We start from the raw sequence: 26895 nt of genomic DNA on the forward strand, positions 1-26895 counted from the left end.
AGGGGCCCGAAGGCCCCTTCTTTATTCCAGCTGCGTGACGCTTAAGCGTCTGGCGCAGCCTTGGCAGCCGGCTCACTGTTTTCGTAGATATACAGTGGCTTGGACTTGCCTTCTATAACGCTTTCATCGATCACTACTTTACTCACCTCGGACTGCGATGGGATTTCATACATAGTGTCGAGCAATACACCTTCGAGAATCGAACGCAGTCCACGGGCACCGGTTTTGCGTTCCAGGGCACGTTTGGCGACCGATTTCAGTGCGTCGGCCCGGAATTCCAGGTCCACACCTTCCATCTCGAACAACTTGGCGTACTGCTTGGTCAGAGCATTTTTCGGCTCGGTGAGGATCTGCATCAATGCAGCTTCATCAAGCTCGTCCAGCGTGGCAAGGACCGGCAGACGACCGACGAATTCCGGGATCAGACCGAACTTGACCAGATCGTCAGGCTCGACTTCACGCAGGGATTCACCGACTTTCTTGCCTTCTTCCTTGCTGCGCACTTCTGCGTTGAAACCGATGCCGCCCTTGGTGGAACGGTTTTGAATAACCTTTTCCAGACCGGAGAACGCACCGCCACAGATGAACAGGATGTTACGGGTGTCGACCTGAAGGAATTCCTGCTGCGGATGCTTGCGACCACCTTGGGGCGGAACAGAAGCGACCGTGCCTTCGATCAACTTGAGCAGGGCCTGCTGCACGCCTTCACCGGAAACGTCCCGGGTGATCGACGGGTTGTCAGACTTGCGCGAGATCTTGTCGATCTCATCGATGTAGACAATGCCCATCTGGGCTTTTTCCACGTCGTAATCGCACTTCTGCAGCAGCTTCTGAATGATGTTCTCGACGTCTTCACCCACGTAACCCGCCTCGGTGAGGGTGGTTGCGTCGGCGATGGTGAACGGAACATTCAACAAGCGGGCCAGTGTTTCGGCAAGCAGGGTTTTACCCGAGCCTGTCGGGCCGATCAGCAAGATGTTGCTTTTGCCGAGTTCGACGTCGTCATTCTTTTTGTCACGCTGGTTCAGGCGTTTGTAGTGGTTGTACACCGCTACGGCCAGAACCTTTTTCGCACGCTCCTGACCAATCACGTACTGATCAAGGATGCCGCTGATTTCTTTAGGCGAAGGCAATTTATGCGCGCTGCTTTCGGCCTGGGCTTCCTGCACCTCCTCTCGGATGATGTCATTGCACAGGTCGACGCACTCGTCGCAGATAAAGACCGAGGGGCCGGCAATCAATTTGCGCACTTCATGCTGGCTTTTGCCACAGAAGGAGCAATAGAGCAGCTTGCCGTTGTCCTCGCCGTTGCGGGTGTCAGTCATTCGTTCGATCCAAATCCGATAGGCTTGCAACACAAGATGAAGGCTATTGCGGGCTTTTTCAAGCCCGCTGGTGATCGGACCAGCCGACCCGCCTTATTTTGAGCTGCTTATTTTAAGCGGGGCGCTGGGTGATCACTTCATCGATCAAGCCGTACTCACGCGCGGCTTCTGCGCTCATGAAATTGTCGCGGTTGGTATCGCGCTCGATTTCTTCGAGCGTGCGCCCGCTATGCTTGGCCATCAGCGTGTTGAGACGCTCGCGAATGAAGAGGATTTCCTTGGCATGGATTTCGATATCCGATGCCTGGCCCTGGAAACCGCCCAGTGGCTGGTGAATCATCACACGCGAGTTCGGCAGGCAGAAACGCTTGCCCGGAGCACCGGCCGTCAGCAGGAACGCGCCCATGCTGCACGCTTGACCGATACAGGTGGTCGACACGTTTGGCTTGATGAACTGCATGGTGTCGTAGATCGACATGCCCGCCGTCACCGAACCGCCCGGGGAGTTGATATAGAGATGGATGTCCTTGTCCGGGTTTTCCGCTTCAAGGAACAGCAGTTGCGCACAAATCAGGTTGGCCATGTAGTCCTCTACCGGACCAACCAGAAAGATCACTCGCTCCTTGAGAAGACGCGAGTAAATATCGTAGGCGCGCTCGCCACGAGCGGACTGCTCGACAACCATCGGGACCAGGCCGCCTGCGGCCTGGATATCAGAGTTCTGCTGAATATACGAATTACGGAACATGCTCTGCAGTCACTCCCAAATAGTTATGTCTTGAATACGCATAAGCCAGCACGAAGGCTGGCTTATGGTGTGTAGTTCCTACCGCAAAAACGATCAGTCGGCTTGTGGAGCTTCTACCGGCTTGACTGCTTCTTCGTAAGAGACCGATTTGTCGGTCACGCTAGCTTTCTGCAGAACAGTATCCACAACTTGTTCTTCCAGCACAACCGAACGGACTTCGTTCAGTTGCTGGTCGTTCTTGTAGTACCAAGACACAACCTGCTCAGGCTCTTGATAAGCCGAAGCCATTTCCTGAATCATTTCGCGAACGCGGGCTTCGTCAGGCTTGAGGTCGAATTGCTTGACCACTTCAGCCACGATCAGACCCAGTACAACGCGGCGCTTGGCTTGTTCTTCAAACAGCTCGGCCGGCAGTTGGTCTGGCTTGATGTTGCCGCCGAACTGCTGAACAGCCTGCACGCGCAGACGGTCAACTTCGTTGGACAGCAGAGCCTTTGGCACTTCAATCGGGTTGGTGGACAGCAGACCGTCCATTACCTGATTCTTGACCTTGGATTTGATCGCCTGACGCAGTTCACGCTCCATGTTCTTGCGAACTTCGGCGCGGAAGCCTTCCAGACCGGTTTCCTTGATGCCGAATTGAGCGAAGAATTCTTCGTTCAGTTCTGGCAGTTTCGGCTCGGAAACAGTGTTCACGGTCACGGTGAACTCGGCGGTTTTGCCCGCCAGGTCGAGGTTCTGATAGTCCTCTGGGAACGTCAGGTTCAGAACGCGCTCTTCGCCGGCTTTAGCGCCAACCAGACCGTCTTCGAAACCAGGAATCATGCGGCCGGAACCCAGAACCAGCTGAGTACCTTTGGCGGAACCGCCAGCGAACACTTCACCGTCGACCTTGCCGACGAAATCGATGTTCAGCTGGTCATCGTTCTGGGCAGCGCGATCGGCCACTTCGAAACGGGTGTTCTGCTTGCGCAGGACGTCCAGCATTTTGTCCAGGTCAGCGTCAGCCACGTCAGCGCTCAGGCGCTCTACGGTGATGCCTTCGAAACCGGCAACGGTGAACTCAGGGAACACTTCGAAAATCGCGACGTATTCCAGGTCTTTGCCAGCTTCCAGGGATTTTGGCTCGATGGAAGGAGCGCCAGCCGGGTTCAGCTTTTGCTCGACAACAGCTTCGTAGAACGAGGACTGGATGACGTCGCCGACAGCTTCCTGACGCGCATCAGCACCAAAACGGCGCTTGATTTCGCTCATTGGCACTTTGCCCGGACGGAAACCAGCGATCTTGGCCTTTTGGGCGGTCTGCTGCAGACGCTTGTTGACCTGAGTCTCGATGCGCTCAGCCGGCACGGTGATGCTCATGCGGCGCTCAAGAGCAGAAGTATTTTCAACAGAAACTTGCATGGATATTCCTCGTTGCACAGACGTTGGCCGGCCGTTTCCGACCCCAGAATCAAGGGCATGCATTCTAGTAGGTCAAACTCAAGAAGTCACCCTACTGAAAACGGGTAAAAACGCAGCAGGCAATTTAGAGGGACGAATGCACGAATGCATCTCGCCCCGGTGGCAAATACAACCCATCACGCCAAGGCTCTGCGCCAACCCTTCTATATATAGAAGCGGTTGCCGATCATCGCCCTGACAGCCAACCCTGCAAGCAAGGCCGGCGGGCAACGCGGCATCATCGAGAAACATAAATACGACGAAACGCCCTGCCCTTGCGACCCGGAACCGCAGCCGCCGATACTCAAAACACTGAAACAAAAAAGGCGCCAGACTGTTAAATCTGGCGCCTTTCGAAATATGGGGTGGACGATGGGGATCGAACCCACGACAACGGGAGTCACAATCCCGTGCTCTACCAACTGAGCTACGCCCACCATATTGCGTAACAAAAAAGCCAAACAACTTCTTTGTTGAGCTCCAACCAGGCCAACCGGCATGAGAGAAGCTTTATTTGGTGCGGATGAAGAGACTCGAACTCTTACGCCTCGCGGCGCTGGAACCTAAATCCAGTGTGTCTACCAATTCCACCACATCCGCGTATAGCCGTTAAAGCAAAGGCGCCAGACTGTTAATCTGGCGCCTTTCGAAATATGGGGTGGACGATGGGGATCGAACCCACGACAACGGGAGTCACAATCCCGTGCTCTACCAACTGAGCTACGCCCACCATATCGCGCTACTTGTGCCAAAGCTGCCTAATGGCGCACCCGGCAGGACTCGAACCTGCGACCATCCGCTTAGAAGGCGGATGCTCTATCCAGCTGAGCTACGGGCGCCTTATTAATCTGTACTCTTGGAGGACTACAAACTAAGTGCTTTTCAGCTTTGCAGAACCGTAATTCCGCGCAGCCTTCTTAACCAGTGCTAGGCTGTGCCCGACAAGTGCGACGAATAGTATAGAGCCCCCCAGGGGTCGTCAAATCCTTTTTAAAAAAAATTCATTTAATTAAAGGGGTTAGGGGAATTTGCAGACCAAGCGCCTTTGCCCTCACCTCATGACATGCGAGAATGCGTTCTCTTTTTTTCCCCTCTCGATGGTTAATCACGCGCAATGACTGCACAACTAATCGACGGCAAATCGATCGCCGCCAGCCTGCGCCAGCAGATCGCCAAACGCGTTACCGAGCGTCGCCAGCAAGGCCTGCGCACGCCGGGCCTCGCGGTGATCCTGGTCGGCAGCGATCCCGCCTCTCAGGTTTATGTCTCGCACAAGCGTAAAGACTGTGAAGAGGTCGGCTTCATTTCCCAAGCCTACGACCTGCCTTCCGAAACCACTCAAGAAGCGCTGACCGATCTGATCGATCGCCTGAACGACGACCCGGCAATCGACGGCGTTCTGCTTCAGCTGCCTTTGCCTGAACACCTGGATGCTTCCAAATTGCTGGAGCGCATCCGTCCGGACAAAGACGTCGACGGCTTCCATCCTTATAACGTCGGCCGCCTCGCCCAGCGTATTCCGCTGCTGCGCCCGTGCACGCCAAAAGGGATCATGGCACTGCTGGAAAGCACCGGTGCCGATCTTTACGGGATGGACGCCGTGGTTGTCGGCGCCTCCAACATTGTTGGCCGTCCGATGGCAATGGAATTGCTGCTGGCCGGTTGCACCGTGACTGTCACCCACCGTTTCACCAAGGATCTGGCGGGCCACGTCGGTCGCGCCGATCTGGTGGTTGTCGCTGCCGGCAAACCGGGCCTGGTCAAGGGTGAGTGGATCAAGGAAGGGGCCATCGTGATCGACGTCGGCATCAACCGTCAGGAAGACGGCAAACTGGTCGGCGATGTCATCTACGAAACCGCCCTGCCCCGCGCTGGCTGGATCACGCCAGTACCTGGTGGCGTGGGCCCGATGACCCGCGCCTGCCTGCTGGAAAACACGCTGTACGCGGCAGAAACCCTGCACAGCTGAGTTCACGCTTGAGCAACAGCGATGAACAAAAGAACCCCGCCAATGGCGGGGTTCTTTTTGCCCGGAGAATGAACGCTACCATTCGCCGGAAACCCGCTGTTTTGTGGGGGGTTTCAAGGACTTTCACCGGTTGATTGAACAACCATCGACAGTTCTTCAGCCATACTCCTAAAATGCGTCGGTTTTCAAGAAACAGCCCGTTACAGAACGGCAAATCCACACCTTATGAGTCTGCCAGCGTGAAAATCCGTCTTTCCATCCTGAGCCTATTTTTTGCAATTACAGGGACGTTCATCACGCCAACGGTCAATGCTGCCGATACCACCGCGGCACCTCGAGATACGAAACAACTCAAGCTGGCTTCCGGCAGCTCGTTGCTGCTGGATATGCAGACCAACAAAGTCATCTATGCCAGCAACCCCGATGTGGTTGTCCCTATCGCCTCCGTCAGCAAATTGATGACCGGTCTCGTGGTGGTCGAAGCCAGGCAGAACATGGACGAGTACATCAATATCAACATCAGCGATACGCCAGAAATGAAAGGCGTATTTTCCAGGGTGAAACTCAAAAGCGAATTGCCGCGCCGGGAAATGCTGCTGATCGCCCTGATGTCCTCGGAAAACCGCGCCGCCGCAAGCCTGGCCCACCACTATCCGGGCGGCTATGTCGCATTCATTGCCGCGATGAACGCCAAGGCCAAGGCGTTGGGCATGACCAGCACCCACTTCGTCGAACCAACCGGCCTCTCCCCCCGTAACGTCTCTACCGCACGCGACCTGAGCAAATTGCTGATCGCCGCGCACAAGTACCCGTTATTGACCGAGTTGAGCACCACCAAGGAAAAAACCGTCTCGTTCCGCAAACCCAACTACAGCCTGGGCTTCCGCAATACCGACCATTTGGTCGGCAAGCCGAACTGGGACATCAAGCTGACGAAAACCGGCTTCACCAACGAGGCCGGCCATTGTCTCGTGCTGGTGACCAGCATGGGCAATCGTCCGGTGGCGCTGGTGATTCTCGACGCCTTCGGCAAGTACACGCACTTTGCCGATGCCAGTCGCATTCGCAACTGGGTCGAGACCGGCAAGGGCGCCGACGTTCCTTCCGTGGCCCTGCAATACAAATCGGAAAAGAACCTCAAGCACCGTCAGAGCGGTGTGGTTGAAGCCTCGAAGTAACGACGCTGACAACAAAAGCCCCGATCAGTCGGGGCTTTTTTTCGTCCGCGTTAATCATTCGGCAGCGGCATCTGGTGGTCATCCGGAATGCCATCGCCGGCACTCGGATCCCTTCTGCCCTGCGGATGTTCGGTCGGCACCACCACAGGCCTGGCCAATGGGTCGCGCATCGGGCTGTCAGGGTCCATCACCGGATCAATGTCGTCTTCGGGGGTGGTGGGAACACTGTCCGGACGCTTGTCGTCAAAACTCGAATCGGTCGACATATACACCTCGCACTGAACGTCAGGGTTTCAGATTTGCCAGCGGGTCGTAAGGTTTCGCGGGGGCCTTGGTATCCTCGCCAGGCTTTACATCCTTGGGCGCCTTGGCCGGGCCGACAGGATCGACCTGCGGATCGGCGAGGTCCGGCGAATCAGGGTCAAAACCCAACTCGTCGCCTGATGAATGCTCAGACGAGTGCGGGCCGGTGGGTGCAGTGGGATTTGTCATGAATGCCTCCTTGGAACTGGCCCGGAAAAATCCGGGCCCTTATTCCTCAGAGGCCAACCGCGCGCAGCAGTGCAATGCAGATGACGAACGGAAAGCTACTGAGCGCCCAGTGCCTTCTTCGCACGAGCCGCCGCTTGCTCCTGACCGGCCTGAGCCAGGTCACTCGCCGCTTTCAACCAGCGTTGCTGATCGACATTGGCCGGAATCTGGTTCGGTTTCTGGATCAGCACCGCCCAACCGCCGGCGTCCTTGAAAGCCGACTCAAACGAACCGAAGCTCATCAATTCCCGACGATTCATCCCGGCGCGCAGCAGGACGGTCCGCTTCTGACGGTTGTACCCGGCGAGAATCGCGTAACGCGGTTCCGCCCAAAAGGCCGAGCCCTCGGTGAAACGCACCATCACCGGATAGCCTGCCGCGACCTGGGTCAGCAGCGCAGGCAAATGGCTGTCGAGGGGATAAACGACCATGCCGTACTCGCGGGCGAGGTTTTGCATGTTCTGCTGCAATTGCGCTTCGGCGCCCGGTACGTGCAGGGGTTTTTCGAGCAAACCCGGTGTAATCACAATGCCCTGTTGCGACAGCATGCTCGCCAGGACCTGCGGTCCGCTTTGATAATCTTGCCCGCGGTAGAACGTGCCGCTGAGCTCAACCCGTTCCGGCAGCCGCTTGACCTCAGGCGCAACGCTTCCCGCGCAGCCGGCCAGACCCGCAACACAACCGGCAATCAGTGCTGCCATTCGAATTCGCGACATTACCCGCACCCTCATCACTCCGTTGTTCAATCGCCGTCATTCTGCTCCCGGCCTGGCCGTCGATCATAGGACGCCACGCAGCAGCGGTATAGCCTTAACCGGCAGTTCAGTGCATTCGATAGAGCGAACTGGTTGATGAAGGCGACCTTTGGTCAATAGCCTGAAACATGGCAGCGACTAGACTGTCACTTGCAGAGAGTGTGTGCCCGCAGCAGGGCAAAGAGGAGGCACCGATGAGCCTGACAATGACCATAATCATGTTGATTTCCGGCTGGCTGGCCGTTGCCGCCGCCATGTTGTGGGGCGTCCTGCGAATTACGCGCCGGCACCATCACCCTGCCCACCCCCTTCAGGTAGCGAAGACCGATAAACCGGCTCCCCGCCACGCAACGGCACATTGACCCGCGCATTCAAACGGCCCGAACAAAAAAGGCCGCCTGAGCTCTTGCGAGCGCAGGCGGCCTTTTGTTTATCGCAGGTTACGCTTCAGCGGCGATGCGTTTCTGCTTGGCCCGCCGGGACATCATGTTCAAGCCCTCGATCGTGGCCGAGAACGCCATGGCCGCGTAGACATAGCCTTTCGGTACGTGGGCGCCGAAGCCTTCGGCGATCAACGTCATGCCGATCATGATCAGGAAGCCCAGCGCCAGCATCACCACCGTCGGGTTGTCGTTGATGAACTTGGCCAATGGGTCCGCCGCGAGCAACATCACCAGCACCGACACCACCACCGCGATGATCATGATCGGCAAATGCTCGGTCATGCCGACAGCGGTAATGATGCTGTCGATGGAGAACACCATGTCCAGCATCAGGATCTGACCGATCGCTGCGGCAAAGCCCAGGGTCACGGTCGAGGTGGCCGACTTCGGATCATCCGGCGCAGGGTCCATGCTGTGGTGGATTTCGGTGGTCGCTTTCCACAACAGGAACAGGCCACCGGCGATCAGGATCATGTCTTTCCAGGAGAACGCGTGGCCGAGGATCTCGATCACAGGCTCAGTCAACTGGACGATGAACGCGATGGTGCTCAGCAGTGCCAGTCGCAGGATCAGCGCCATGCCGATACCAATGCGCCGCGCTTTCTGCCGATGCTGCTCCGGCAGTTTATTGGTCAGGATCGAGATGAAGATCAGGTTGTCGATGCCGAGCACGATTTCCATCACCACCAACGTAGCCAGGGCAACCCAGGCGGTGGGGCTTGCAGCAAGTTCTAAAAGGTATTCCATGGGTCAGTCCTGACTCGTTTAAGACGGTTTAGATTTCCTGGGACGAAGATTCGGATTTCTCTTTGTCGTCGCCCGATGGTTCTTTCTTGCTGATCAGCCCGCCGGTGGCATCGCTGATCGCTTGCTCGGCGGCCTTGTGGGTGTCGTCAATCGCCTGCTTGGCGGATTCGGCAGCCTTGCCCATCAGTTGCTGAGCGCTTTTTTCAGCTTGGTCGCAACCGGCCAATACCAGTAAAGACGCGATCAGCAGTGCCGTGGTTTTAAGCTTCATGATGCTTTCCTCGATAGAACCGAACAGGCCGAAACGATGGCCCGTTGATAGCGAGGCATTCTAGGGAGGCAAACACTTCAGGAAAATTCGTATTTTTGGCGGTTATACTTCGGTTTTAACGAACTGTAGGTCGCCATGCTCAACTATCGACAACTGCATTATTTCTGGGTGGTGGCCAAGACCGGCAGCATCGTCCGTGCCTGCGAGCAGCTGAACCTGACGCCGCAGACCATCAGCGGGCAGATATCCTTGCTCGAACAAACGTATGGCATCGAATTGTTTCGCCGGGTTGGCCGACAGTTGGAGCTCACCGAAGCCGGGCGTCAGGCCCTGCCCTACGCCGAACAGATGTTTCAGCTCGGCGGCGAACTGGAGTTGATGTTGCGGGCGCAACCCAACGAGCAGCAGATTCTGTTTCGGGTCGGCGTGGCCGACGTTGTGCCCAAATCCATCGTTTATCGCCTGATTGCGCCAACCATGGAGTTGAGCGAGCCGCTGCGTATCACCTGTCGCGAGGACAAACTCGAACGCTTGCTCGCCGACCTGGCGATTCAGCGCCTCGACCTGGTGATCTCCGACAGCCCGATGCCGTCGCACCTGGACATCAAGGGCTACAGCCAGAAACTCGGGGAATGCGGGATCAGCTTCTTCGCCACCCCTGAACTGGCGGCACAGTACGGTCGGGACTTTCCCCGCAGCCTGCACGGCGCGCCACTGCTGATTCCGGGACCGGAAACCGTTGTGCGCAGTCGCTTGCAGCGCTGGTTTGCCGAGCAACAGATCCAGCCGCGGATCGTCGGCGAGTTCGATGACAGCGCCCTGATGCAGGCGTTTGGCCAATCCGGCAGCGGGATTTTCATCGGCCCGAGCGTGATTGCCGATGAGGTGAAACGCCAATACAGCGTGGAACTGATTGGCCAGACCGACGCCGTGACCGAATCGTTCTACGCCATTTCGGTGGAACGCAAGGTCAAGCACCCCGGCATTGTTGCGATTACCGAAGGTGCCCGGCGCGAACTGTTCACCGCGATGTAAGGTGTCAGGCGCAGATTTCGCGGGGCTTGAAGGTCATCAGCGCCATGGCCAGCAGAATCGAAGCCAGGATGAAAGCCGCCGCCGCAAAGCCAAGCCCGCCCAAGCCAACGCTGTCGATCACGCGCCCGCCGACCATCGCCCCCAAACCGATCCCGAGGTTGGCCCCGGCAATGTTCAGCGACGCGGCAAAGGCCGGCGCCTCGGGCGCTGCCTTCATCAAACGCACATGACTGACCAGGAACAACGCAGCCTGCGTCACGCCCCAGATCCCCATCGCGGCCGCCAGCCCCAGCGGCGAATGAATGTTCGGCACCAGCGCCACCATGCCGGCAATCATGAAGGCGCAGAACGTCACGGAAGCGATCAGCGGATGACGATCCACCGCACGACCGCCCAACGAGTTGCCGATCAAGCCGACTGCGCCGAAGCCCATCAGGCACCAGCCCACCACCGTGCCGTTGAAACCGGCCAACCGCTCAAGGATGTCAGCCAGGTAGGTGTAAGCGGTGAACATGCCGCTGAACACCAGGATCGACAGCAACACGTGCCCAATCATCAGCGGACTGCGCAGGATCTTGAACTGTGAACGGAAACTCACCTGATGCTGGTGCAGGCTGGTTTTCGGCAAGTAGATAAACAGCAACAACGCCTTGGCAAACGCGATGACCGCCAGAATGCCGAAGGCACTGCGCCAACCGAATGCATCGGAAATCAGCGTGCCGACCGGAATCCCAAACACCGTGGCGCAGACGATGCCAAAACCGATCTTGGCGATGGCGCGTCCTGCGTAATCCGGCCCGACGATGTCCACCGCTGTCTCACTGGCCAGCGCCCAGAACACCGGCAGCCCGAGCGCGGGGATCAACCGCGCAACGGCCATCACCCAAATGTTCGGCGCAAACGCTGCGAGGGTGTTGGCCAGGCCGAACATGATCAACACCGAGATGAACAGCTTGCGCCGTTCGAATCGGGCGAAGTACGCAGTCAGGAATGGCCCGAACGCGGCGACGGTGAAGGCGAACAAGGTCACCAGCAAACCCGCTTGCGGGATGGTGACTTCGAGGTCTCGGGCAATCGCCGGCAACAGGCCGACGATGACGAATTCCGTGGTCAGCACCGTAAAACCGGCAGCGGACAACAGAAGGATGGGCAACAGCATGCAGAACTCCAGAAAACGGCGACACCAGCGATAGCCCGAAGGCCCACTGGCAGAGATGAAAATGAGGATGCGCAATGTTAACAGAGTGTTTCCGAAGGGGGTTGCACGAACCTGCAATTCGCGTTTAACCGGCGGGCGGCAGATCGTCACAGGTCTGAAGGATGACGACGACGCTGTGATAAAGTCCGCGCCCTGCGATTCGTACACCCTGATCATCGCCCATTTAATGGCCCCGATGTCGCGACAACCCCGCACCTAATAAAATCAGAGATGCCGTTATGACCGCTTCATCCCCTTCGTTATTGCAACGCTTGAAACGCTTGAGCCTGGTTTCGCAAATCATCATCGGCCTGCTCGCCGGGATTGCCCTGGCGCTGGTTGCGCCCGAGGTGGCGAAGTCCACCGCGTTTATCGGCAAAGTGTTCGTCTCGGCGCTGAAAGCCGTCGCGCCGATTCTGGTGTTCGTGCTGGTCATGGCCTCGATCGCCAACCACAAGCACGGCCAGGAAACCCACATCCGGCCGATTCTGTTTCTGTACCTGCTCGGCACGTTCGCCGCCGCAGTGGTCGCGGTCGTGGCCAGTATGATGTTCCCATCGAGCCTGGTGCTGGCCACTCACGACGTCGCGGTGACGGCGCCGGGCGGTATCAGTGAAGTGCTGAAAAGTCTGCTGCTGAGCGTGGTGGACAACCCGGTCAGCGCGCTGATGAATGCCAACTTCATCGGCATTCTGGCGTGGGCCATTGGCATGGGCATTGCCATTCGCCATGCCGGCGACACCACCCGTGAAGTGCTCGGCGATTTGTCTAACGGCGTGACCCTGATCGTGCGCCTGGTAATTCGTTTCGCGCCGCTGGGGATTTTCGGCCTGGTGGCATCGACGCTTGCCACTTCCGGTTTTGGTGCCTTGGTCGGCTACGCGCATCTGCTGGCGGTTTTGCTGGGCTGCATGCTGTTTGTGGCGCTGGTGATGAACCCGGTAATCGTGTTCTGGAAGCTGCGTCGCAACCCGTATCCACTGGTGCTCATGTGCCTGCGTGAAAGCGGCATCACGGCGTTTTTTACCCGCAGCTCGGCGGCGAACATTCCGGTCAACCTGGAACTGAGCAAGCGTCTGGGGCTGCACGAGGACACTTATTCGGTTTCCATTCCGCTGGGCGCCACCATCAACATGGCGGGTGCTGCGATCACCATCACCGTGTTGACGCTGGCGGCTGTGCATACGCTGGGTATCGCTGTGGATATTCCGACTGCCATTCTGTTGAGCGTCGTTTCGGCGATTTGTGCCTGCGGTGCGTCGGGTGTGGCGGGTGGCTCGCTGTTGCTGATTCCATTGGCGTGCAGCCTGTTTGGTATTCCCAGTGAAATCGCCATGCAGGTGGTGGCGGTGGGTTTCATTATCGGGGTGTTGCAGGATTCGGCGGAGACTGCGTTGAATTCGTCTACTGATGTGCTGTTTACGGCGGCGGCTTGTTTGGGGGAGAAGGAGAAGGAGAAGGAGAAGGTTCAGCAGTTGGCGTGATGCGCTAATGCCTACACATGAAAAAGCCCCCGCAACCTGAGGCTGCGGGGGCTTTTTTGTACCCGGGCGGTTTAGAACGCGCCCATGTAATCGCGCTTGCCCACTTCCACGCCGTTGTGGCGCAGCAGTGCATAAGCGGTGGTGACGTGGAAGAAGAACTGCGGCAAGCCGTAGCTCAGCAAGTAAGCCTGGCCGCTGAAGCGCTTCTCTTTCGGCGTGCCTGGACGAGTAACGATCTCGATGCCTTCCTTGCCGTTGATCTGCTCAGGCTTGATCTCACCGATGTAACCCAGAACCTTGGTCAGCAGCGCTTGCAACTCGGCAAAGGTGGTTTCAGTGTCGTCGTACTTCGGCACTTCGATCTCGGCCAGACGCGAAGAAACACCCTTGGCGAAATCCACCGCGATCTGCACCTGACGCACCAGCGGGAACATGTCAGGGAACAGACGGGCTTGCAGGAAAGCATTTGGGTCAATGTTCTTGGCGGTAGCGTGGGCTTCGGCCTTGTTCAGAACGTCGCTCAGGGCGGTGAGCATTTGTTTGAAAACCGGAACGGAAGCGTCATACAGGGAAATGGTCATGGCAGTCTCGTGTGGTGACAGATGTGAAACGTGGGGTCGATTATAGCGATGCACGGTCCCAGGTGAAGCGATAGATATGGCCGGGCGGGCCGGGATGACAATTGCCGTTATCGGCGTCGGCACCGACGATCGACCACTGCGCCCGGGAGGTTTCACCCAGCTCGCGGGCGGCCTGAGAATTGAAACACTGGGCGAGCTGATCATCCGGGACCAATGCGTACGCCTGCGGATGTTCGCGCAGCCACCGCGCCGCCTGCTCGACCGTTGAACCCGCCATTCCGAAATGCACGATCGGCTGCCTTGCGAACAACCAATGACCCTCACGCCAATTGACCAACACCAGGTCGGCGCCCTGGGTCATGGCCGCCGCCTGCGCCATCAACGCCTCGTGGGGATTGGCACCGTCCTTGACCGGCTCGATGAAACCGCGGGCGAACCACAGCGCAAACCAGGTCACGGCCACCCCCTGAAAGATCCGCCAGCCGAGCAGGCGTCGACGGAACCAGCGCTTGAACAGCCACGGCATCAGCGGCGCGGCAATCAGCACCAGCCCCGGTAATGCCGGGTAGATGTACAACTTGCGCTTGCCGCTGCTCAGGCAGAAAAAAAGCACGACCAGCAGCACCCACCCCAGCAGCACCAGCACTCGACCGTCGCGCTTGCGCAATTGCCGGCCCCAGGCGGGAATCAGCCATGGCAACGCGAGCACCAACGGCAGCCAATATTGCGGAATAACGCTGATGAAGAAATACCAGAACGGCTCGCGATGGTCCCAGGCTGCGGCATAGCGCCCCGCCGTCTGGCGCAGCAGGATTTCCCGCGCATAGGCGATCTCGTCAGCACCGCCATTGAGCGCGATGGACAGCGCCAAGGGCAGCAGCCAGATGGCAACCGCGCCCAGCACCACCACAACACCCATACACCATTTGCGCGCCTCGCCCGGCATCGCCACCACACCGGGCCAGCCTTTGCGCACCGCGTAGGCATACGGAATCAGCATCAAGGCCGGCACGAAGCCGACCCCTTTAGTGATCACGCCGATCCCCATGGCGGCGCATCCGGCGTAAAACCAGCGCCAGGCAGGCCCGAGCAGCAGGTGACGGGCCAGGCCATACAGGCCCAGCGAGGTGAACAGAATCAGAAAACTGTCGATCTGGCCGGTGCGCAGAATGCTGTACGTCTGATAGGTCGCCAGGTACAACAGCGCCGCCGTTCGACCGGCTCGCCGGTTCCAGAGTCGGCGGCCCAGGTCGTAGAGCATGGCCGTGACCGAAGTAGCGGACAGCAGCCCCGGAATATACAGGGCAATGGCGGGCATCCCGGTGATCCAGGTGAAAAACGCCACGGTCCACATGAATATTGGGGGTTTATCGCCGTAAATCTCCGCGGCGCGATGGGGAATCAACCACGAACCGTTGTGCAGCATCTCCAGCGCCACACCGAGGAAGCGTTCTTCATCGACATTCTGCGGCTGGCGCAATCCCAGTCCCGCGCCAACCAACAACAGAGCAAGCAGCATCAGCCCCAGGCATTCGACGCCGGGTGACAGGGTTCGGCGCATGGGTCAGTCCTTCACGGTTTTGCTGCGGGCAATCAATTGCAGGTTGCGCAAGTAAACGATGGAGCCGAACGCCTGGCCGGCGATGAACACCGGGTCCTGTCGGTAAATCGCATAGGCGAACAACAGCGTGCTGCCGATGATGCTCAGGTACCAGAAGCTCACCGGGATCACGCTGCGTTTTTTGTATTCGCTGTACAGCCACTGCAGGACGAAGCGACCGGTGAAGGCGATCTGGCCACTGAAACCGACCACCAGCCACAGGGTTTCGCGGGACAGGTTCATCCGTCGATCTCCTGCGCTTGGGTATTCAAACGCGTGCGCCGGATCAGCCACCAGACACCGATCAGGTCGAGAACCCCCACCAGCGCACGGTCAATGTTGCCGTACTTGGAAACCCCGGCCGTGCGCGATCGGTGGTTGACCGGGTGGGTAATCATGCGGCCGTTGTGGCGCTGGATCAGCGCAGGAATGTAGCGGTGCATATGGTCGAAATACGGCAAACGCAGAAACGCCGCGCGCTGGATCAGTTTCAGCCCGCAACCAGTGTCCGGCGTCTGGTCCTTGAGCATGCGCCGGCGTATGCCGTTGGCAAACCGCGAAGCCCAGCGCTTGCTCGCGGTGTCGCGGCGGTTGACCCGATGCCCTGCCACCAATTGCAGGTCGACGCCTGCGCGCTCACTGCGCACCAGTGCCAGCATGCCGGGGATGTCCGCCGGGTCGTTTTGACCGTCGCCATCGAGGGTGGCCAGCCATTGGCCCCGGGCGGCGAGCGCGGCATGGTAGAGCGAAGTGCTCTGCCCCAGCGATTGCTCATGCCGCAGGATGCGCAACGTGCTCAGGCCGCTGTGCCGGGTGTCGCGCAATGCCTGCAAGGTGGCGTCAGTGCTGCCATCGTCGACAACGATGACTTCGTACGCTTCATCCGCCAGTGCGATGCGGATTTCTTCCAGCAGCGTGGTGAGATTGCTCGCTTCGTTCTTGGCCGGAATCAGCACCGATACAAATAGGTCTTGGCTCATAGAGGCCCCTGTTTCCCTGGATTTTTCATGATCGAGGGCCAATGTTTCAAATCTGATAAAAGTGGCGATACCACTTCACGAATTGCGCAACGCCGGTCTCGACCGACACCTGCGGAAGAAAATCGACCCATTGCGCCAATGCCGACACGTCTGCCCAGGTCTTGAGCACATCGCCCGCCTGCATCGGCAGCAAATTGCGCCGGGCTTGCCGGTCCAGGGCCGACTCCAGACAATCGACGAAATCCAGCAGTGCCACAGGCATGCCGCGTCCGATATTGAAAATCCGGTTGATGCCCTCGCCAGCCGACTCCGGCAACGGCGGACGTGGACGCAGGCGCGCGATGCTTTCGATGATGTCATCGATGTAGGTGAAATCCCGCGACATCAAGCCCTGGTTGTAGAGTTCGATCGGTCTGTCGTTGAGGATCGCTTCGGTGAACTTGAACAGCGCCATGTCAGGGCGACCCCAAGGTCCGTATACGGTAAAGAAGCGCAGGCCGCTGGCCTTGATTCCATACAGATGGCAGTAGCTGTGGGCCATCAGCTCATTGGCGCGCTTGGTCGCGGCGTACAGCGAAACCGGATGATCGACGGCATCTTCGACGCAGAACGGCATTTTGCTGTTGGTGCCGTACACCGAGCTGCTCGAGGCATAGATCAGATGCTCGGGGCGATGGTGTCGGCAGGCTTCCAGCACATTCAGAAACCCCGTCAGGTTCGATTGCGCATACACGTCCGGATTGTCCAGCGAATAGCGAACGCCGGCCTGGGCGGCCAGGTGGATCACTTCTGTGAAGTCGTGCTTCTGGAAAAATGCCAATAGCGCAGGCTTGTCGACGATATCCAGCGTCTGGAACTGAAAGCCCGACAAGGCACGCAGCTCCTTGAGCCGGGCGTGTTTGAGTTCCACGCTGTAGTAGTCGTTGAGATTATCGATGCCGACCACTTCAAGACCTTGCTCACACAAGCGCTTGACCGTATGAAAACCGATGAAACCGGCGGCGCCGGTGACCAGCACGGTCATGGCAGGCACGCGCTGATCAGCGCATTATTACGGGTCGTTCCCAATGTCAGCGTCATGCCTTGCTCCAGGTTGCAGTCAGTAAGGCCAGTGACGTCGTCGATACGTTCTGACGCCGCGCCTGTCAGGCGCAGCCGTCATTTCGCGGCCCTGCATACGGTGCCCGCCGGAATGTAAAAATAGCGTTATGGATTGATGTAGCTTTTATGACCATTGTCGGGTGGCGCGACGAATTCATTTGCCATTGGCGCGCGCCAATCTAAAGTGCATGCCAGCAGGAGAAGACTATGAACCGGGGTAAGGACGCAGCATCATGAGCACTGAGCAAGAAACGACTTTCGACGAACCACGCCTGAACAGCACGGAAATCCGCATTCTCGGTTCGTTGATCGAGAAACAGGCCACCAGCCCGGAAACCTATCCGCTGACCCTCAATGCCCTGGTGATTGCCTGCAACCAGAAAACCAGCCGCGAACCGGTGATGAACCTCACCCAGGGCCAGGTCGGCCAGAGCCTGCGCGCCCTCGAAGGTCGCGGGTTTACCAGACTGGTGATGGGCAGCCGGGCCGACCGCTGGGAACACAAGGTCGACAAGGCCCTGGAGCTGGTGCCGGCACAGGTGATTCTGACGGGACTGCTGTTTCTGCGAGGTCCGCAGACGGTCAACGAACTGCTGACCCGCAGCGGCCGCATGCATGAGTTCGAAGATGCCGAACAGGTCGTGCATCAACTTGAACGGTTGATTGCTCGCGGTCTGGCGTTGCTGATTCCGCGGCAGGCCGGGCAGCGGGAGGATCGCTATATGCATGCGCTGGGTGATCCGGCGGATATCGAAGCGATCCTCGCGGCGCGGCAAAATCCGGTCGAGCGTGGGGCCGGCAGCGGTGTTTCCGTGGAGCGGATCGAAGAGCTGGAGGCGCGCATTGCGGCGCTGGAAGAGCGGCTGGCACGGCTCGAATAAACCGACGGCACATTTGGCGAGTGGCGTACCTACTCGCCGTCCCAGTAATCCACGCCGTCAGACGGCCGGGCAATGGCGACGAAGCCCGACGCATTGCCCTCGGCATCGACCTTGAAGTCGTCCATCACCGCGTATTTGCCAGAATCAGGGTACTCGCAGATTTCCGGCGATTGCTGGGTGCTGACCGCCAGGTAGCGCAGCTCGCCGGTGCTGGTGTTGATGATCTGGTGTGCCGCTTCCGGACCGCCCGGCGGGCAGGCGATCACGTCACCCGCACGGATGGGAAAACGCTCGGCCCCGAGACGGATCTCCCCTTCCCCGGCCACCACATAAAACATTTCCTCATTGACCCGATGACTGTGAAACGGACTGCCACGCATCCCCGGTTCCAGCACGTACAAGCGATAGCCAAGCTTTTGCGCACCCAGTTGCTGACCGACGCGGGCCATCCGCTGCCGATAGCGCCCGGCCGTTTCACCGGTCGGCGCAAGAGCTTCGGGCAGCGGTTCAAGGTCGACCTGATTCAGGTTGAGAATGGCGGGATGCATGAAAACCTCGGGGCACGGTGTTTGTTGTCTGGATGGGCAAGTCTTTGCTTGCTGGCGAGCAGTATAGGCCGGGAAAAGTACTGCGACCGGCTCGAATCCGGGTCGCGGCAATCATGGGCAAGCCGCTCGTGTCTTGAGCCGGAATCAGACTGGGGGTGAAAGCGGTGAGAGGCAAGCTGGGTGCCCGCAGTCATCGACTTCCAGAGGATACGGTTCAATTATTCTCGTCATGGAATCAACGCCGTTTGAAACCCGGTGAATCGTGAGGCGACCGGAGAGGTCATCCGGTCGCTTGAGCTCAACCCGCCAATACCCGCGCCAATGTGGATTTGACCTTGCCCATGCCGTCATGCAGCGCCTGCTCGATCTCCGCCATGGTGATCACCGCTGTCGACTTGCCCGCTGCCGGGTTCACCACCAATGCCAGACAGGCGTAATCCAGTTCCAGCTCGCGTGCCAACGCTGCTTCCGGCATGCCGGTCATGCCGACGATGTCGCAGCCGTCACGCTCCAGGCGCGCAATCTCCGCCACTGTTTCCAGACGCGGGCCCTGGGTGCACGCATACACGCCATGGCTGCTGTAGCCGACGCCTTCAGCCGCCAGCGCCGCGATCAATTGCTGACGCAGCGATTCGCTGTAGGGATAGCTGAAGTCGATATGGGTGACCTGCTCCAGGTCATCGGCAAAATAGGTGTGTTCGCGGCCGCTGGTGTAGTCGATCAGTTGGTGCGGCACGCAGAAATGTCCGGTGCCCATGGCGGCATGAATCCCCCCTACTGCATTGACTGCAAGGATCGCCTCGGCACCGGCCTGCTTCAATGCCCAGAGGTTGGCGCGGTAGTTCACCTGATGCGGTGGAAAACGGTGCGGGTGCCCGTGACGTGCGAGGAACAACACTTCCTTGCCGGCATACTCACCGATCTGCACTTCGGCCGAAGGTGCGCCATAAGGAGTGTCCACCGCCAACGACTGACGAATGCTCAGGCCTTCGAGTTGAGTCAGGCCGGTGCCACCAATAATCGCGTAAACCGTCATAACGTGAAGTCCTTATTCAATCAGTTGAGCGTCTTTGAGCGCGCCAATGGCTGTCAGCCATCGCGGATCCTGACGGTATTCAGTGCTGGCGTACGACTGGCCACGCATGCGCGCGATGCGCTCGGACGGCTTGACCTTCAAACGCTGGGCGGCGCTCAGGGCGAGTTCCGCAGCGGCGCGGTCGTTGCACACCAGGCCCATGTCACAACCGGCAGACAATGCGGCTTCGATTCGGCTGGCAGCATCACCGACCACATGGGCGCCGGCCATCGACAGATCGTCGCTGAAGATCACGCCATCGAACTGCAATTCGCCGCGCAGGATGTCCTGCAACCAGCGACGGGAGAAGCCGGCGGGTTGGGAATCGACTTGCGGGTAAATGACATGGGCCGGCATGACGGCGGCCAATTGCTTGCTCAACCGGGCGAACGGCACCAGATCGTTGGCGCGGATCTCGTCGAGGCTGCGTTCGTCATTCGGGATCGCGACGTGGGAATCCGCCTCCGCCCAGCCGTGTCCGGGGAAGTGCTTGCCGGTGGCCGCCATTCCCGCGCTGTTCATCCCACGGATAAATGCACCGGCCAGCAGCGCCGCGCGCTCCGGATCACCTTCAAACGAACGGGTGCCGACCACGGAGCTGCGCTGGTAATCGAGATCCAGCACCGGGGCAAAGCTCAGGTCGAGGCCCACGGCCAACACTTCGGTAGCCATGATCCAGCCGCACTGTTCCGCCAGGTATTCGGCGTTCGGATTGTCGGCAATGGCGCGCATGGCCGGCAGTCGCACGAAGCCCTGGCGCAGGCGTTGCACACGACCGCCCTCCTGATCCACTGCCAGCAGCAGATCGGGGCGAATGGCACGAATCGAGGCGCTCAGTTCGCGCACCTGACGCGGGTGCTCGATGTTGCGGGCAAAAATGATCAGGCCACCCACTTCGGGCTGGCGCAACAATTGGCGATCCTCGGCCGTCAGCCAGGTACCGGCGACGTCCACCATCAACGAGCCTTGCAGGCCAGCAGTCATAGAGATTCCTTGATAACGATAAACCTGGCTCGCACGCATTCGCCGCCCTGGGCTGTGCCCTGCAGGTCGGCGATAAAAATGGGGAGCGGGTTCAGAACGAGAGTCGGCATGGGCGGCTAGCTTAGCGGATGTCAGCTGCCGCGCCCACCCGTGTGCGGTTAAACCTTGGCGGCAACCTGTGTCGATTTGCTGCGCGGACGCAACTGCGCAGTGGCCATGGCCGTGTCGGTCACCCCGGTTTCAGCACGCATGCCGGCCGCCAGGAACGGCACCATCAGGCGCATCACTTGCTCGATGGAGGTGTTGACACCGAAATCGGTTTCGGCAATCGCACGCAAGGCCTTGATACCGGACATGCTGAACGCCGCAGCACCCAGCATGAAGTGCACACGCCAGAACAGTTCGATCGGCGGAATGCGCGGTGCGGCTTCGTTGACCAGCGTCATGTAGCGGCGGAATACCTTGCCGTACATGTCTTCGAGATACCGACGCAAGTGACCCTGGCTCTGGCTGAATGCCAGTCCCAGCAATCGCATGAAGATGGAGAGATCGTTGCCGCTGCGTGGCTGCACCACCAGGGCTTGCTCGACGAGGATTTCCAGCAGTTCTTCAAGTGTCGGCTTGTTCTCGGGCTTGGCCTGGCGCCGCTCCAGCTCTTTATCGAGGCTCAGGCAGAACGGTCCGAGAAAACGCGAGAATACGGCTTGAATCAGCGCCTTCTTCGAGCCGAAGTGATAATTCACAGCCGCCAGATTGACCCCGGCCTTGCTGGTGATTAAACGCAGTGAGGTTTCAGCAAAACCTTTTTCCGCGAACAACTGCTCCGCAGCATCGAGAATGCGTTCAACGGTTTCCGACTGGGCCATGGCTACTCCGCCTGACAAACACTTGTTTGAAACATACGTTTCAACCCTGGCCTTGTCAAGCCTGCCGGTTCGTTTCGGGAATGCTCGGTCAGCTATTTAACCATACATCTGCGCCGTGTTAATCAGCACGCTGAATGACCGTCCGGCGGCCGGAAAAAAATGGGGCATTGCCAAGATGCTTTCACTGTATATAATCCCAGTCACTGTATAAAAAGACAGAGCGATCAATATGCTAAAGCTGACGCCACGCCAAGCCGAGATTCTGGCCTTCATCAAACGCTGCCTGGAAGACAACGGCTACCCGCCGACCCGCGCGGAAATCGCTCAGGAACTGGGTTTCAAGTCGCCCAATGCGGCAGAAGAACACCTCAAGGCACTGGCTCGCAAAGGCGCCATCGAGATGACGCCAGGCGCCTCCCGCGGCATCCGCATCCCCGGCTTCGAAGCCAAGGCAGACGAGTCCACCCTGCCAATCATTGGCCGGGTCGCTGCCGGTGCGCCGATCCTTGCCCAGCAGCACATCGAAGAGTCCTGCAACATCAATCCTGCGTTCTTCCATCCTCGTGCTGACTATTTACTGCGAGTTCATGGCATGAGCATGAAGGATGTGGGAATTTTCGATGGCGACCTTTTAGCCGTCCATACCACCCGCGAAGCCCGCAACGGCCAGATCGTGGTGGCGCGTATCGGTGACGAAGTGACAGTCAAACGCTTCAAGCGTGACGGCAGCAAAGTCTGGCTGATTGCCGAGAACCCTGAATTCGCCCCTATCGAAGTGAACCTGAAAGATCAGGAGCTGGTGATCGAAGGCTTGAGTGTCGGCGTCATTCGCCGCTAAAGGAGGCTTTATGCAGTTCCAACACACATCACAGCAAGCCCAACTGCCGTTGTTCGAGGCTTTCATGGTGCAGCCGATGGCACCGATTCTGAAAGACGTGGTCGAGTCGCCCTGGAGCGCCGAACCCGAAGTTTTCAGTGAGCTGTCACTGCGTGGTGCGGCCGGGAACTGCCTGAGCCTTCTGGCACCGATCCTCAGGGAGTTGAGCGAGGATCAGGATGCGCGCTGGCTGACACTGATCGCCCCGCCCGCCAGCCTGACACAAACCTGGCTGCGAGAAGCCGGCCTGAATCGTGAACGTATTTTGCTGCTGCATCCGCGCGGCACCCAAAGCGCACAACAGCTGACCTGCGAAGCCTTGCGCCTGGGTCGCAGCCACACCGTCGTCAGTTGGCTCAACCCGTTGAGCACCACGTCACGCCAACAGTTGATCAGCGCCGCCCGGACCGGGGACGCACAAAGCCTGAATATTCGACTGGGCTGAACGAAGAGTGAGCTGAGCAATGCGGGGCTTCTCCAGGGACAGAGAAGCCGATCAATAGCGGTATCAGTTAAATGCGACGAACGGGGATCAATGAAGAACCCGAGCACCCTCATTGGTATTGAAATCGCCTTCAACCAGGCGACCAGCCATCTGAACACCCACGCTCAACATCGCCTTGGCGACTTCCACGTGCTGGCCTTGCAGGAACGCCTTGGCATCCTCGGAGAAATCCAAAGTAACCAGAGAACCCTCGTCCTCAGCCCTGCGCAGCTCGATTCGGCCGTCTGGTAACTCGACAATTTCTAGAAAGGACGTTGGCATAAAGGTCTGTTCTCCACGAAAGGCGGGGATTATATAGGCATCGGCCAGGCTTCGCTCGGGATCTTGACCAGATGCCACCAGGAAGAGAAATTTCTGACAGCACGCTCATCCCTGAACGGACAGTCTCTCGCATCCGTCCATCGAACACTCAATCCCTCAGCACTCGTTCAAGCCTTCGCGAAACCGGATCGCCAGACCTTTGAGGTTCTGACGCCAACCCTCCAGTTCTTCCCGGCTCAACTCTTCGGGCGCGTCCTCTTCATCCAGATTAACGGCCAGGATCAACGGCTGTGTCACGTCGCCTTTGGGTTTGTGCGGAGCGCGGGGCGGCTGAAACAGCGCCGCATGCGCTGACAGTAGCTTGGCCAGCCAGGTTTCGGGGTTCTGCGCCAACTCGACCATCTCGGCCATTTCAGGAATGGCGATGGCCTCAAGCACTTCCCGGGTCAGCAGCATTTCCGCCCGAGGCGCATTGGCCTGCGGCAAGCGATAGAAACCAGCGATTTCATGGCACAGCCCCAGCAACGCGCCGTACAAGTGAAACAATGCCGATTCGCGCCCGGCCTGAATCAGCGCCAGGGAATTCATCGCCCGCCCCTCTTCGGCCTTCGCGAGCGCCTCAAGCGACAGGCCGGCGAAATAAATCTTCTGGTTGGTACGGGTATAGAGTTCGTGGGCCATGACGGCAGCCTCCACAACGAAATAATTGCTTCACGCAGGTCAGACAGTGTCGTGGATCACCCAAGCTCACCGCAAGCCCAAAACAAAAAGGCCGCATGAAAACCCGAGGGTTGTCATGCGGCCTTTTTGTGCCTGTGGCTTTTATGCTTTGGCTGCTGGACGCTTGTCTTCAACTGTCCACTTGCCGCCGTCGTAGTACGCCTTCCACCCGGTCGGCTTACCGTCGACTTCGGTCTGAACGTACTGCTCTTTGGTTTTGCGGCTGTAACGGATTACTGCCGGGAGGCCGTCCGGGTCTTTCTTCGGCGCGTCACAGAGGAAATGATACTTCGGATCGATCTCATCCTTGTGCGGCACGATTTCCATGACCAGCGGAGCACGGGTCTCGCGGTTTTTCGGGAACTGGCTCGCCGCCAGGAACAGCCCGGAAGCACCGTCGCGCAGGATGTAGGTGTCGTTGACCTTTTCGCATTTCAGCTCAGGCATCTTCACCGGGTCCATCTTCGGCGGCGCCGCGTCACCGCTTTTCAGCAGTTTGCGGGTGTTCTTGCACGTCGGGTTGGTGCAACCGAAGAACTTGCCGAAACGGCCAGTCTTGAGTTGCATCTCGCTGCCACACTTGTCGCATTCCAGGCTCGGACCTTCATAGCCCTTGATGCGATAGGTGCCCTCTTCGATTTCGTAGCCGTCGCAATCCGGGTTGTTGCCGCAGATGTGCAACTTGCGCTTCTCGTCGAGCAAGTAAGCGTCCATCGCGGTGCTGCAGATAGGGCAACGATGCTTGCCGCGCAGAACCAGCGACTCCGATTCACCCTCGTCGTCCGCCGCGATCTCGTCGCCCGGCACCAGGTTGACGGTGGCCTTGCAGCGTTCTTTCGGCGGCAGGCTGTAACCCGAGCAACCGAGGAATACGCCAGTCGATGCGGTACGAATCTGCATCGGTCGGCCACAGGTCAGGCACGGAATGTCAGTCATCACCGGCTGGTTGGCACGCATGCCGTTTTCGGCGCTTTCGGCTACTTCGAGTTTTTTCTTGAAGTCGCCGTAGAACTCGTCCAGCACGTTTTTCCAGTCGCGTTCGCCCTGGGCCACGTCATCGAGGTTCTCTTCCATGCCGGCGGTGAAGCCGTAGTCCATGAGATTGGAGAAGCTCTCGGACAGACGCTCGGTGACGATGTCACCCATCTTTTCCGAATAGAAACGACGGTTGTGCAGCGCTACATACCCGCGGTCCTGGATGGTCGAAATGATCGCAGCATAGGTCGAAGGACGACCGATGCCGCGTTTTTCCATTTCTTTCACCAGGCTCGCTTCCGAGTAACGCGCCGGCGGCTTGGTGAAGTGCTGGGTCGGATCAAGCTTGATCAGCTTCATCACGTCGCCCTGGGCCATGTCCGGCAGCACGTCGTCATCGCCAGGCTTGGCGATTTGCGGCATGACGCGGGTGTAACCGTCGAACTTGAGGATGCGGCCCTTGGCGCGCAGCTCGAAATCCCCGGCACCGACAGTGACCGTGGTCGACAAGTATTGGGCCGGCAACATCTGGCAGGCGAGGAACTGGCGCCAGATCAGCTCGTAGAGCCGCTCTGCATCGCGCTCCATGCCCGACAGCTTGCTTGGCTCGGTGTTGGCGTCGGACGGACGAATCGCTTCGTGAGCCTCTTGTGCGCCTTCCTTGCTGCTGTAGACGTTCGGGGTTTCCGGCAGGTACTTCTTGCCGAACTCGCCTTCAATATAGGTACGCGCCATCGTCACGGCATCGGCCGAGAGGTTGGTGGAGTCGGTACGCATATACGTGATGTAGCCGGCTTCATACAAACGCTGGGCCATCATCATGGTTTTCTTCACACCGAAGCCCAGGCGGTTGCTCGCGGCCTGTTGCAGGGTGGATGTGATGAACGGCGCCGACGGCTTGCTACTGGTCGGCTTGTCTTCGCGTTTGACGATGCTGTAGCTGGAGGCCTTGAGCTTCTCCAGCGCGGCCATGGCCTGGGCTTCGTTCAACGGTTTGAACGCCTCGCCTTTCTCACGAGCCACGTCGAAGCGCACGGTGGCGCCCTTCGCGGTGCCGAGGTCAGCGTGGACTTCCCAGTACTCTTCCGGGTTGAACGCACGTATTTCGCGTTCACGCTCGACCACCAGCTTCACGGCAACCGATTGCACACGACCGGCGGACAAGCCACGGGCGATCTTTGCCCACAGCAGCGGCGAAACCATGTAACCCACCACGCGGTCGAGGAAACGACGCGCCTGCTGGGCATTTACACGATCGATGTCCAGCTCGCCCGGCTTGGAGAAGGCTTCCTGAATCGCCTTCTTGGTAATTTCGTTGAACACCACGCGCTTGTAGCGGCTGTCGTCACCCCCGATGGCTTCGCGCAGGTGCCAGGCAATGGCTTCCCCCTCGCGATCCAAGTCGGTTGCGAGATAGATGGTGTCAGCATCCTTGGCGAGCCGGCGCAGCTCTTCGATGACCTTTTCCTTGCCCGGGAGGATCTCGTACTTGGCTTTCCAGCCATGATCGGGATCGACACCCATGCGCGAGACCAGCTGCTTGCGCGCTTTCTCTTTCGGCGTGAGCACCGGACCTTCACCCGCGGCGGCCTTGCCGCGCTTGGCGGCTGGCTCTTTGCTGGCGCTAGCCGAACCGCTGGTGGGCAGGTCTCGGATATGGCCGATACTCGACTTCACCACGTATTGGTTACCCAGATACTTGTTGATGGTCTTGGCCTTAGCCGGGGATTCCACAATGACCAGCGATTTGCCCATGGATCAGAAAATTCCTGAATTCTAGAAGTGAAAGGCGGTTGGCGCCTGACGCGGCACCG

The 26895-nt window shown here is 58.8% G+C and carries 28 protein-coding genes, 4 tRNA genes and 1 pseudogene; 8 read left to right on the forward strand and 25 right to left on the reverse strand.

Features of this window, described 5'->3' with window-relative positions; genetic code table 11:
- Positions 1 to 41: 41 nt before the first annotated feature.
- The 7 genes from clpX to ACM6I5_RS21800 all read right to left on the reverse strand — a co-directional run bounded on the left by clpX (position 42) and on the right by ACM6I5_RS21800 (position 4355).
- Positions 42 to 1325 (reverse strand): ATP-dependent Clp protease ATP-binding subunit ClpX, encoded by a 1284-nt coding sequence (gene clpX / locus ACM6I5_RS21770; protein WP_007946893.1) that lies wholly within the window; start codon positions 1323 to 1325, stop codon positions 42 to 44.
- A gap of 112 nt (positions 1326 to 1437) precedes the next feature.
- The gene (clpP, locus tag ACM6I5_RS21775) at positions 1438 to 2073 is read right to left on the reverse strand and encodes an ATP-dependent Clp endopeptidase proteolytic subunit ClpP (protein ID WP_017339698.1); all 636 of its coding nucleotides are present in this window, start codon (positions 2071 to 2073) and stop codon (positions 1438 to 1440) included.
- 93 nt (positions 2074 to 2166) lie between these two features.
- Complete coding sequence (gene tig, locus ACM6I5_RS21780) at positions 2167 to 3477, reverse strand: trigger factor (RefSeq protein ID WP_017339699.1); 1311 nt, start codon at positions 3475 to 3477, stop codon at positions 2167 to 2169.
- 400 nt (positions 3478 to 3877) lie between these two features.
- Positions 3878 to 3953, reverse strand: a tRNA-His gene (locus ACM6I5_RS21785).
- A gap of 78 nt (positions 3954 to 4031) precedes the next feature.
- A tRNA-Leu gene (locus tag ACM6I5_RS21790) sits at positions 4032 to 4116 on the reverse strand.
- A gap of 54 nt (positions 4117 to 4170) precedes the next feature.
- Positions 4171 to 4246: transfer RNA gene (locus ACM6I5_RS21795), tRNA-His, on the reverse strand.
- Positions 4247 to 4278: 32 nt separating this feature from the next.
- A tRNA-Arg gene (locus ACM6I5_RS21800) sits at positions 4279 to 4355 on the reverse strand.
- Between the two features lie 275 nt (positions 4356 to 4630).
- On the opposite strand from ACM6I5_RS21800, the gene folD reads away from it, so the two are divergent.
- Positions 4631 to 5485, forward strand: coding sequence for a bifunctional methylenetetrahydrofolate dehydrogenase/methenyltetrahydrofolate cyclohydrolase FolD (gene folD / locus ACM6I5_RS21805; RefSeq protein ID WP_414878661.1), 855 nt, complete (start codon positions 4631 to 4633; stop codon positions 5483 to 5485).
- Between the two features lie 239 nt (positions 5486 to 5724).
- Complete coding sequence (gene pbpG / locus ACM6I5_RS21810; protein ID WP_017337582.1) at positions 5725 to 6663, forward strand: D-alanyl-D-alanine endopeptidase; 939 nt, start codon at positions 5725 to 5727, stop codon at positions 6661 to 6663.
- Between the two features lie 50 nt (positions 6664 to 6713).
- Here the strand turns inward: pbpG and ACM6I5_RS21815 are convergent, their stop codons facing one another.
- From ACM6I5_RS21815 to ACM6I5_RS21825, 3 genes and pseudogenes are all read right to left on the reverse strand, one after another.
- Positions 6714 to 6929: a hypothetical protein gene (locus ACM6I5_RS21815; protein ID WP_414884691.1), complete on the reverse strand. Its 216-nt coding sequence runs from the start codon at positions 6927 to 6929 to the stop codon at positions 6714 to 6716.
- A gap of 19 nt (positions 6930 to 6948) precedes the next feature.
- Positions 6949 to 7155, reverse strand: coding sequence for a DUF6021 family protein (locus ACM6I5_RS21820; protein ID WP_017337580.1), 207 nt, complete (start codon positions 7153 to 7155; stop codon positions 6949 to 6951).
- A 95-nt stretch (positions 7156 to 7250) separates the two neighbouring features.
- Positions 7251 to 7977 (reverse strand): annotated as a pseudogene (locus tag ACM6I5_RS21825) (peptidase C39 family protein).
- 166 nt (positions 7978 to 8143) lie between these two features.
- Here ACM6I5_RS21825 and ACM6I5_RS21830 point away from each other — a divergent pair.
- Positions 8144 to 8311: a hypothetical protein gene (locus tag ACM6I5_RS21830; RefSeq protein ID WP_017337578.1), complete on the forward strand. Its 168-nt coding sequence runs from the start codon at positions 8144 to 8146 to the stop codon at positions 8309 to 8311.
- Positions 8312 to 8389: 78 nt separating this feature from the next.
- Here ACM6I5_RS21830 and ACM6I5_RS21835 read toward each other — a convergent pair whose 3' ends face one another.
- Entirely contained in the window at positions 8390 to 9139 is a 750-nt protein-coding gene (locus tag ACM6I5_RS21835; protein ID WP_017337577.1) for a TerC family protein, read from the reverse strand.
- A 28-nt stretch (positions 9140 to 9167) separates the two neighbouring features.
- Complete coding sequence (locus ACM6I5_RS21840) at positions 9168 to 9410, reverse strand: hypothetical protein (RefSeq protein ID WP_017337576.1); 243 nt, start codon at positions 9408 to 9410, stop codon at positions 9168 to 9170.
- Between the two features lie 135 nt (positions 9411 to 9545).
- Here ACM6I5_RS21840 and nhaR point away from each other — a divergent pair, with 135 nt between their 5' ends.
- Positions 9546 to 10445 carry a transcriptional activator NhaR gene (gene nhaR / locus ACM6I5_RS21845; RefSeq protein WP_414884692.1) on the forward strand — a complete coding sequence of 300 codons (900 nt, stop codon included), beginning with the start codon at positions 9546 to 9548 and terminating at the stop codon, positions 10443 to 10445.
- Positions 10446 to 10449: 4 nt separating this feature from the next.
- On the opposite strand, the gene ACM6I5_RS21850 is transcribed toward nhaR, so the two are convergent.
- Positions 10450 to 11604, reverse strand: coding sequence for an MFS transporter (locus ACM6I5_RS21850; protein ID WP_017337574.1), 1155 nt, complete (start codon positions 11602 to 11604; stop codon positions 10450 to 10452).
- A 278-nt stretch (positions 11605 to 11882) separates the two neighbouring features.
- Between ACM6I5_RS21850 and sstT the strand changes: the two genes are divergently transcribed.
- The gene (gene sstT, locus ACM6I5_RS21855) at positions 11883 to 13127 is read left to right on the forward strand and encodes a serine/threonine transporter SstT (RefSeq protein WP_414884693.1); all 1245 of its coding nucleotides are present in this window, start codon (positions 11883 to 11885) and stop codon (positions 13125 to 13127) included.
- Positions 13128 to 13198: 71 nt separating this feature from the next.
- Here the strand turns inward: sstT and ACM6I5_RS21860 are convergent, their stop codons facing one another.
- Genes ACM6I5_RS21860 through ACM6I5_RS21880 form a run of 5 tightly spaced genes read right to left on the reverse strand, consistent with a single transcriptional unit; the run spans position 13199 to position 17312 of the window.
- Positions 13199 to 13708, reverse strand: coding sequence for a DUF1993 domain-containing protein (locus ACM6I5_RS21860; RefSeq protein ID WP_414878657.1), 510 nt, complete (start codon positions 13706 to 13708; stop codon positions 13199 to 13201).
- A gap of 40 nt (positions 13709 to 13748) precedes the next feature.
- Positions 13749 to 15269, reverse strand: coding sequence for an ArnT family glycosyltransferase (locus ACM6I5_RS21865; RefSeq protein ID WP_414884694.1), 1521 nt, complete (start codon positions 15267 to 15269; stop codon positions 13749 to 13751).
- Positions 15270 to 15272: 3 nt separating this feature from the next.
- Complete coding sequence (locus tag ACM6I5_RS21870) at positions 15273 to 15551, reverse strand: lipid-A-disaccharide synthase N-terminal domain-containing protein (RefSeq protein WP_017337570.1); 279 nt, start codon at positions 15549 to 15551, stop codon at positions 15273 to 15275.
- Positions 15548 to 16288 carry a glycosyltransferase family 2 protein gene (locus tag ACM6I5_RS21875; RefSeq protein WP_414884695.1) on the reverse strand — a complete coding sequence of 247 codons (741 nt, stop codon included), beginning with the start codon at positions 16286 to 16288 and terminating at the stop codon, positions 15548 to 15550. Before ACM6I5_RS21875 ends, ACM6I5_RS21870 begins: the two co-directional genes overlap by 4 nt.
- A 46-nt stretch (positions 16289 to 16334) precedes the next feature.
- Positions 16335 to 17312, reverse strand: a complete 978-nt coding sequence (locus tag ACM6I5_RS21880; RefSeq protein WP_414884696.1) for an SDR family NAD(P)-dependent oxidoreductase — start codon at positions 17310 to 17312, stop codon at positions 16335 to 16337.
- Positions 17313 to 17622: 310 nt separating this feature from the next.
- On the opposite strand from ACM6I5_RS21880, the gene ACM6I5_RS21885 reads away from it, so the two are divergent.
- Positions 17623 to 18270, forward strand: coding sequence for a YceH family protein (locus tag ACM6I5_RS21885; RefSeq protein ID WP_414878654.1), 648 nt, complete (start codon positions 17623 to 17625; stop codon positions 18268 to 18270).
- Positions 18271 to 18299: 29 nt separating this feature from the next.
- Here ACM6I5_RS21885 and ACM6I5_RS21890 read toward each other — a convergent pair whose 3' ends face one another.
- From ACM6I5_RS21890 to psrA, 4 genes are all read right to left on the reverse strand, one after another.
- Positions 18300 to 18818 (reverse strand): cupin domain-containing protein, encoded by a 519-nt coding sequence (locus ACM6I5_RS21890; protein ID WP_414878653.1) that lies wholly within the window; start codon positions 18816 to 18818, stop codon positions 18300 to 18302.
- Between the two features lie 298 nt (positions 18819 to 19116).
- Positions 19117 to 19854 (reverse strand): S-methyl-5'-thioinosine phosphorylase, encoded by a 738-nt coding sequence (locus ACM6I5_RS21895; RefSeq protein WP_017337565.1) that lies wholly within the window; start codon positions 19852 to 19854, stop codon positions 19117 to 19119.
- A 12-nt stretch (positions 19855 to 19866) separates the two neighbouring features.
- Positions 19867 to 20877, reverse strand: a complete 1011-nt coding sequence (gene nagZ, locus ACM6I5_RS21900) for a beta-N-acetylhexosaminidase (RefSeq protein WP_414884697.1) — start codon at positions 20875 to 20877, stop codon at positions 19867 to 19869.
- A 158-nt stretch (positions 20878 to 21035) separates the two neighbouring features.
- Complete coding sequence (psrA, locus tag ACM6I5_RS21905) at positions 21036 to 21743, reverse strand: transcriptional regulator PsrA (protein WP_017337563.1); 708 nt, start codon at positions 21741 to 21743, stop codon at positions 21036 to 21038.
- A 229-nt stretch (positions 21744 to 21972) separates the two neighbouring features.
- Between psrA and lexA the strand changes: the two genes are divergently transcribed.
- Positions 21973 to 22581, forward strand: a complete 609-nt coding sequence (lexA, locus tag ACM6I5_RS21910; RefSeq protein WP_007944149.1) for a transcriptional repressor LexA — start codon at positions 21973 to 21975, stop codon at positions 22579 to 22581.
- Positions 22582 to 22591: 10 nt separating this feature from the next.
- On the forward strand, positions 22592 to 23065 hold the full coding sequence (gene sulA / locus ACM6I5_RS21915; protein WP_414884698.1) for an SOS-induced cell division inhibitor SulA: 474 nt from the start codon (positions 22592 to 22594) through the stop codon (positions 23063 to 23065).
- An 87-nt stretch (positions 23066 to 23152) separates the two neighbouring features.
- On the opposite strand, the gene ACM6I5_RS21920 is transcribed toward sulA, so the two are convergent.
- From ACM6I5_RS21920 to topA, 3 genes are all read right to left on the reverse strand, one after another.
- Positions 23153 to 23386, reverse strand: coding sequence for a hypothetical protein (locus ACM6I5_RS21920; RefSeq protein WP_017337561.1), 234 nt, complete (start codon positions 23384 to 23386; stop codon positions 23153 to 23155).
- Positions 23387 to 23542: 156 nt separating this feature from the next.
- The gene (locus ACM6I5_RS21925) at positions 23543 to 24067 is read right to left on the reverse strand and encodes a DUF6586 family protein (protein ID WP_017337560.1); all 525 of its coding nucleotides are present in this window, start codon (positions 24065 to 24067) and stop codon (positions 23543 to 23545) included.
- A 141-nt stretch (positions 24068 to 24208) separates the two neighbouring features.
- Complete coding sequence (gene topA / locus ACM6I5_RS21930; RefSeq protein ID WP_414884699.1) at positions 24209 to 26836, reverse strand: type I DNA topoisomerase; 2628 nt, start codon at positions 26834 to 26836, stop codon at positions 24209 to 24211.
- Positions 26837 to 26895: the final 59 nt, after the last annotated feature.

Origin of the sequence: Pseudomonas sp. IT-P171, from assembly GCF_949767765.1 — a bacterium.
Lineage (GTDB): Bacteria > Pseudomonadota > Gammaproteobacteria > Pseudomonadales > Pseudomonadaceae > Aquipseudomonas > Aquipseudomonas fluorescens_B.

Bases quoted from the DNA above. Each gene is read 5' to 3' on its own strand.
- ACM6I5_RS21890 (WP_414878653.1), bottom strand. From the start codon at position 18,818: ATGCATCCCGCCATTCTCAACCTGAATCAGGTCGACCTTGAACCGCTG.
- nagZ (WP_414884697.1), bottom strand. From the start codon at position 20,877: ATGACTGCTGGCCTGCAAGGCTCGTTGATGGTGGACGTCGCCGGTACC.
- ACM6I5_RS21895 (WP_017337565.1), bottom strand. From the start codon at position 19,854: ATGACGGTTTACGCGATTATTGGTGGCACCGGCCTGACTCAACTCGAA.
- ACM6I5_RS21860 (WP_414878657.1), bottom strand. From the start codon at position 13,708: ATGACCATTTCCCTGTATGACGCTTCCGTTCCGGTTTTCAAACAAATG.
- folD (WP_414878661.1), top strand. From the start codon at position 4,631: ATGACTGCACAACTAATCGACGGCAAATCGATCGCCGCCAGCCTGCGC.
- ACM6I5_RS21830 (WP_017337578.1), top strand. From the start codon at position 8,144: ATGAGCCTGACAATGACCATAATCATGTTGATTTCCGGCTGGCTGGCC.
- ACM6I5_RS21815 (WP_414884691.1), bottom strand. From the start codon at position 6,929: ATGTCGACCGATTCGAGTTTTGACGACAAGCGTCCGGACAGTGTTCCC.
- psrA (WP_017337563.1), bottom strand. From the start codon at position 21,743: ATGGCCCAGTCGGAAACCGTTGAACGCATTCTCGATGCTGCGGAGCAG.
- ACM6I5_RS21920 (WP_017337561.1), bottom strand. From the start codon at position 23,386: ATGCCAACGTCCTTTCTAGAAATTGTCGAGTTACCAGACGGCCGAATC.
- clpX (WP_007946893.1), bottom strand. From the start codon at position 1,325: ATGACTGACACCCGCAACGGCGAGGACAACGGCAAGCTGCTCTATTGC.
- sulA (WP_414884698.1), top strand. From the start codon at position 22,592: ATGCAGTTCCAACACACATCACAGCAAGCCCAACTGCCGTTGTTCGAG.
- ACM6I5_RS21885 (WP_414878654.1), top strand. From the start codon at position 17,623: ATGAGCACTGAGCAAGAAACGACTTTCGACGAACCACGCCTGAACAGC.
- ACM6I5_RS21880 (WP_414884696.1), bottom strand. From the start codon at position 17,312: ATGACCGTGCTGGTCACCGGCGCCGCCGGTTTCATCGGTTTTCATACG.
- nhaR (WP_414884692.1), top strand. From the start codon at position 9,546: ATGCTCAACTATCGACAACTGCATTATTTCTGGGTGGTGGCCAAGACC.
- ACM6I5_RS21925 (WP_017337560.1), bottom strand. From the start codon at position 24,067: ATGGCCCACGAACTCTATACCCGTACCAACCAGAAGATTTATTTCGCC.
- sstT (WP_414884693.1), top strand. From the start codon at position 11,883: ATGACCGCTTCATCCCCTTCGTTATTGCAACGCTTGAAACGCTTGAGC.
- ACM6I5_RS21850 (WP_017337574.1), bottom strand. From the start codon at position 11,604: ATGCTGTTGCCCATCCTTCTGTTGTCCGCTGCCGGTTTTACGGTGCTG.
- tig (WP_017339699.1), bottom strand. From the start codon at position 3,477: ATGCAAGTTTCTGTTGAAAATACTTCTGCTCTTGAGCGCCGCATGAGC.
- ACM6I5_RS21840 (WP_017337576.1), bottom strand. From the start codon at position 9,410: ATGAAGCTTAAAACCACGGCACTGCTGATCGCGTCTTTACTGGTATTG.
- ACM6I5_RS21835 (WP_017337577.1), bottom strand. From the start codon at position 9,139: ATGGAATACCTTTTAGAACTTGCTGCAAGCCCCACCGCCTGGGTTGCC.
- topA (WP_414884699.1), bottom strand. From the start codon at position 26,836: ATGGGCAAATCGCTGGTCATTGTGGAATCCCCGGCTAAGGCCAAGACC.
- ACM6I5_RS21820 (WP_017337580.1), bottom strand. From the start codon at position 7,155: ATGACAAATCCCACTGCACCCACCGGCCCGCACTCGTCTGAGCATTCA.
- ACM6I5_RS21875 (WP_414884695.1), bottom strand. From the start codon at position 16,288: ATGAGCCAAGACCTATTTGTATCGGTGCTGATTCCGGCCAAGAACGAA.
- ACM6I5_RS21870 (WP_017337570.1), bottom strand. From the start codon at position 15,551: ATGAACCTGTCCCGCGAAACCCTGTGGCTGGTGGTCGGTTTCAGTGGC.
- lexA (WP_007944149.1), top strand. From the start codon at position 21,973: ATGCTAAAGCTGACGCCACGCCAAGCCGAGATTCTGGCCTTCATCAAA.
- clpP (WP_017339698.1), bottom strand. From the start codon at position 2,073: ATGTTCCGTAATTCGTATATTCAGCAGAACTCTGATATCCAGGCCGCA.
- ACM6I5_RS21865 (WP_414884694.1), bottom strand. From the start codon at position 15,269: ATGCGCCGAACCCTGTCACCCGGCGTCGAATGCCTGGGGCTGATGCTG.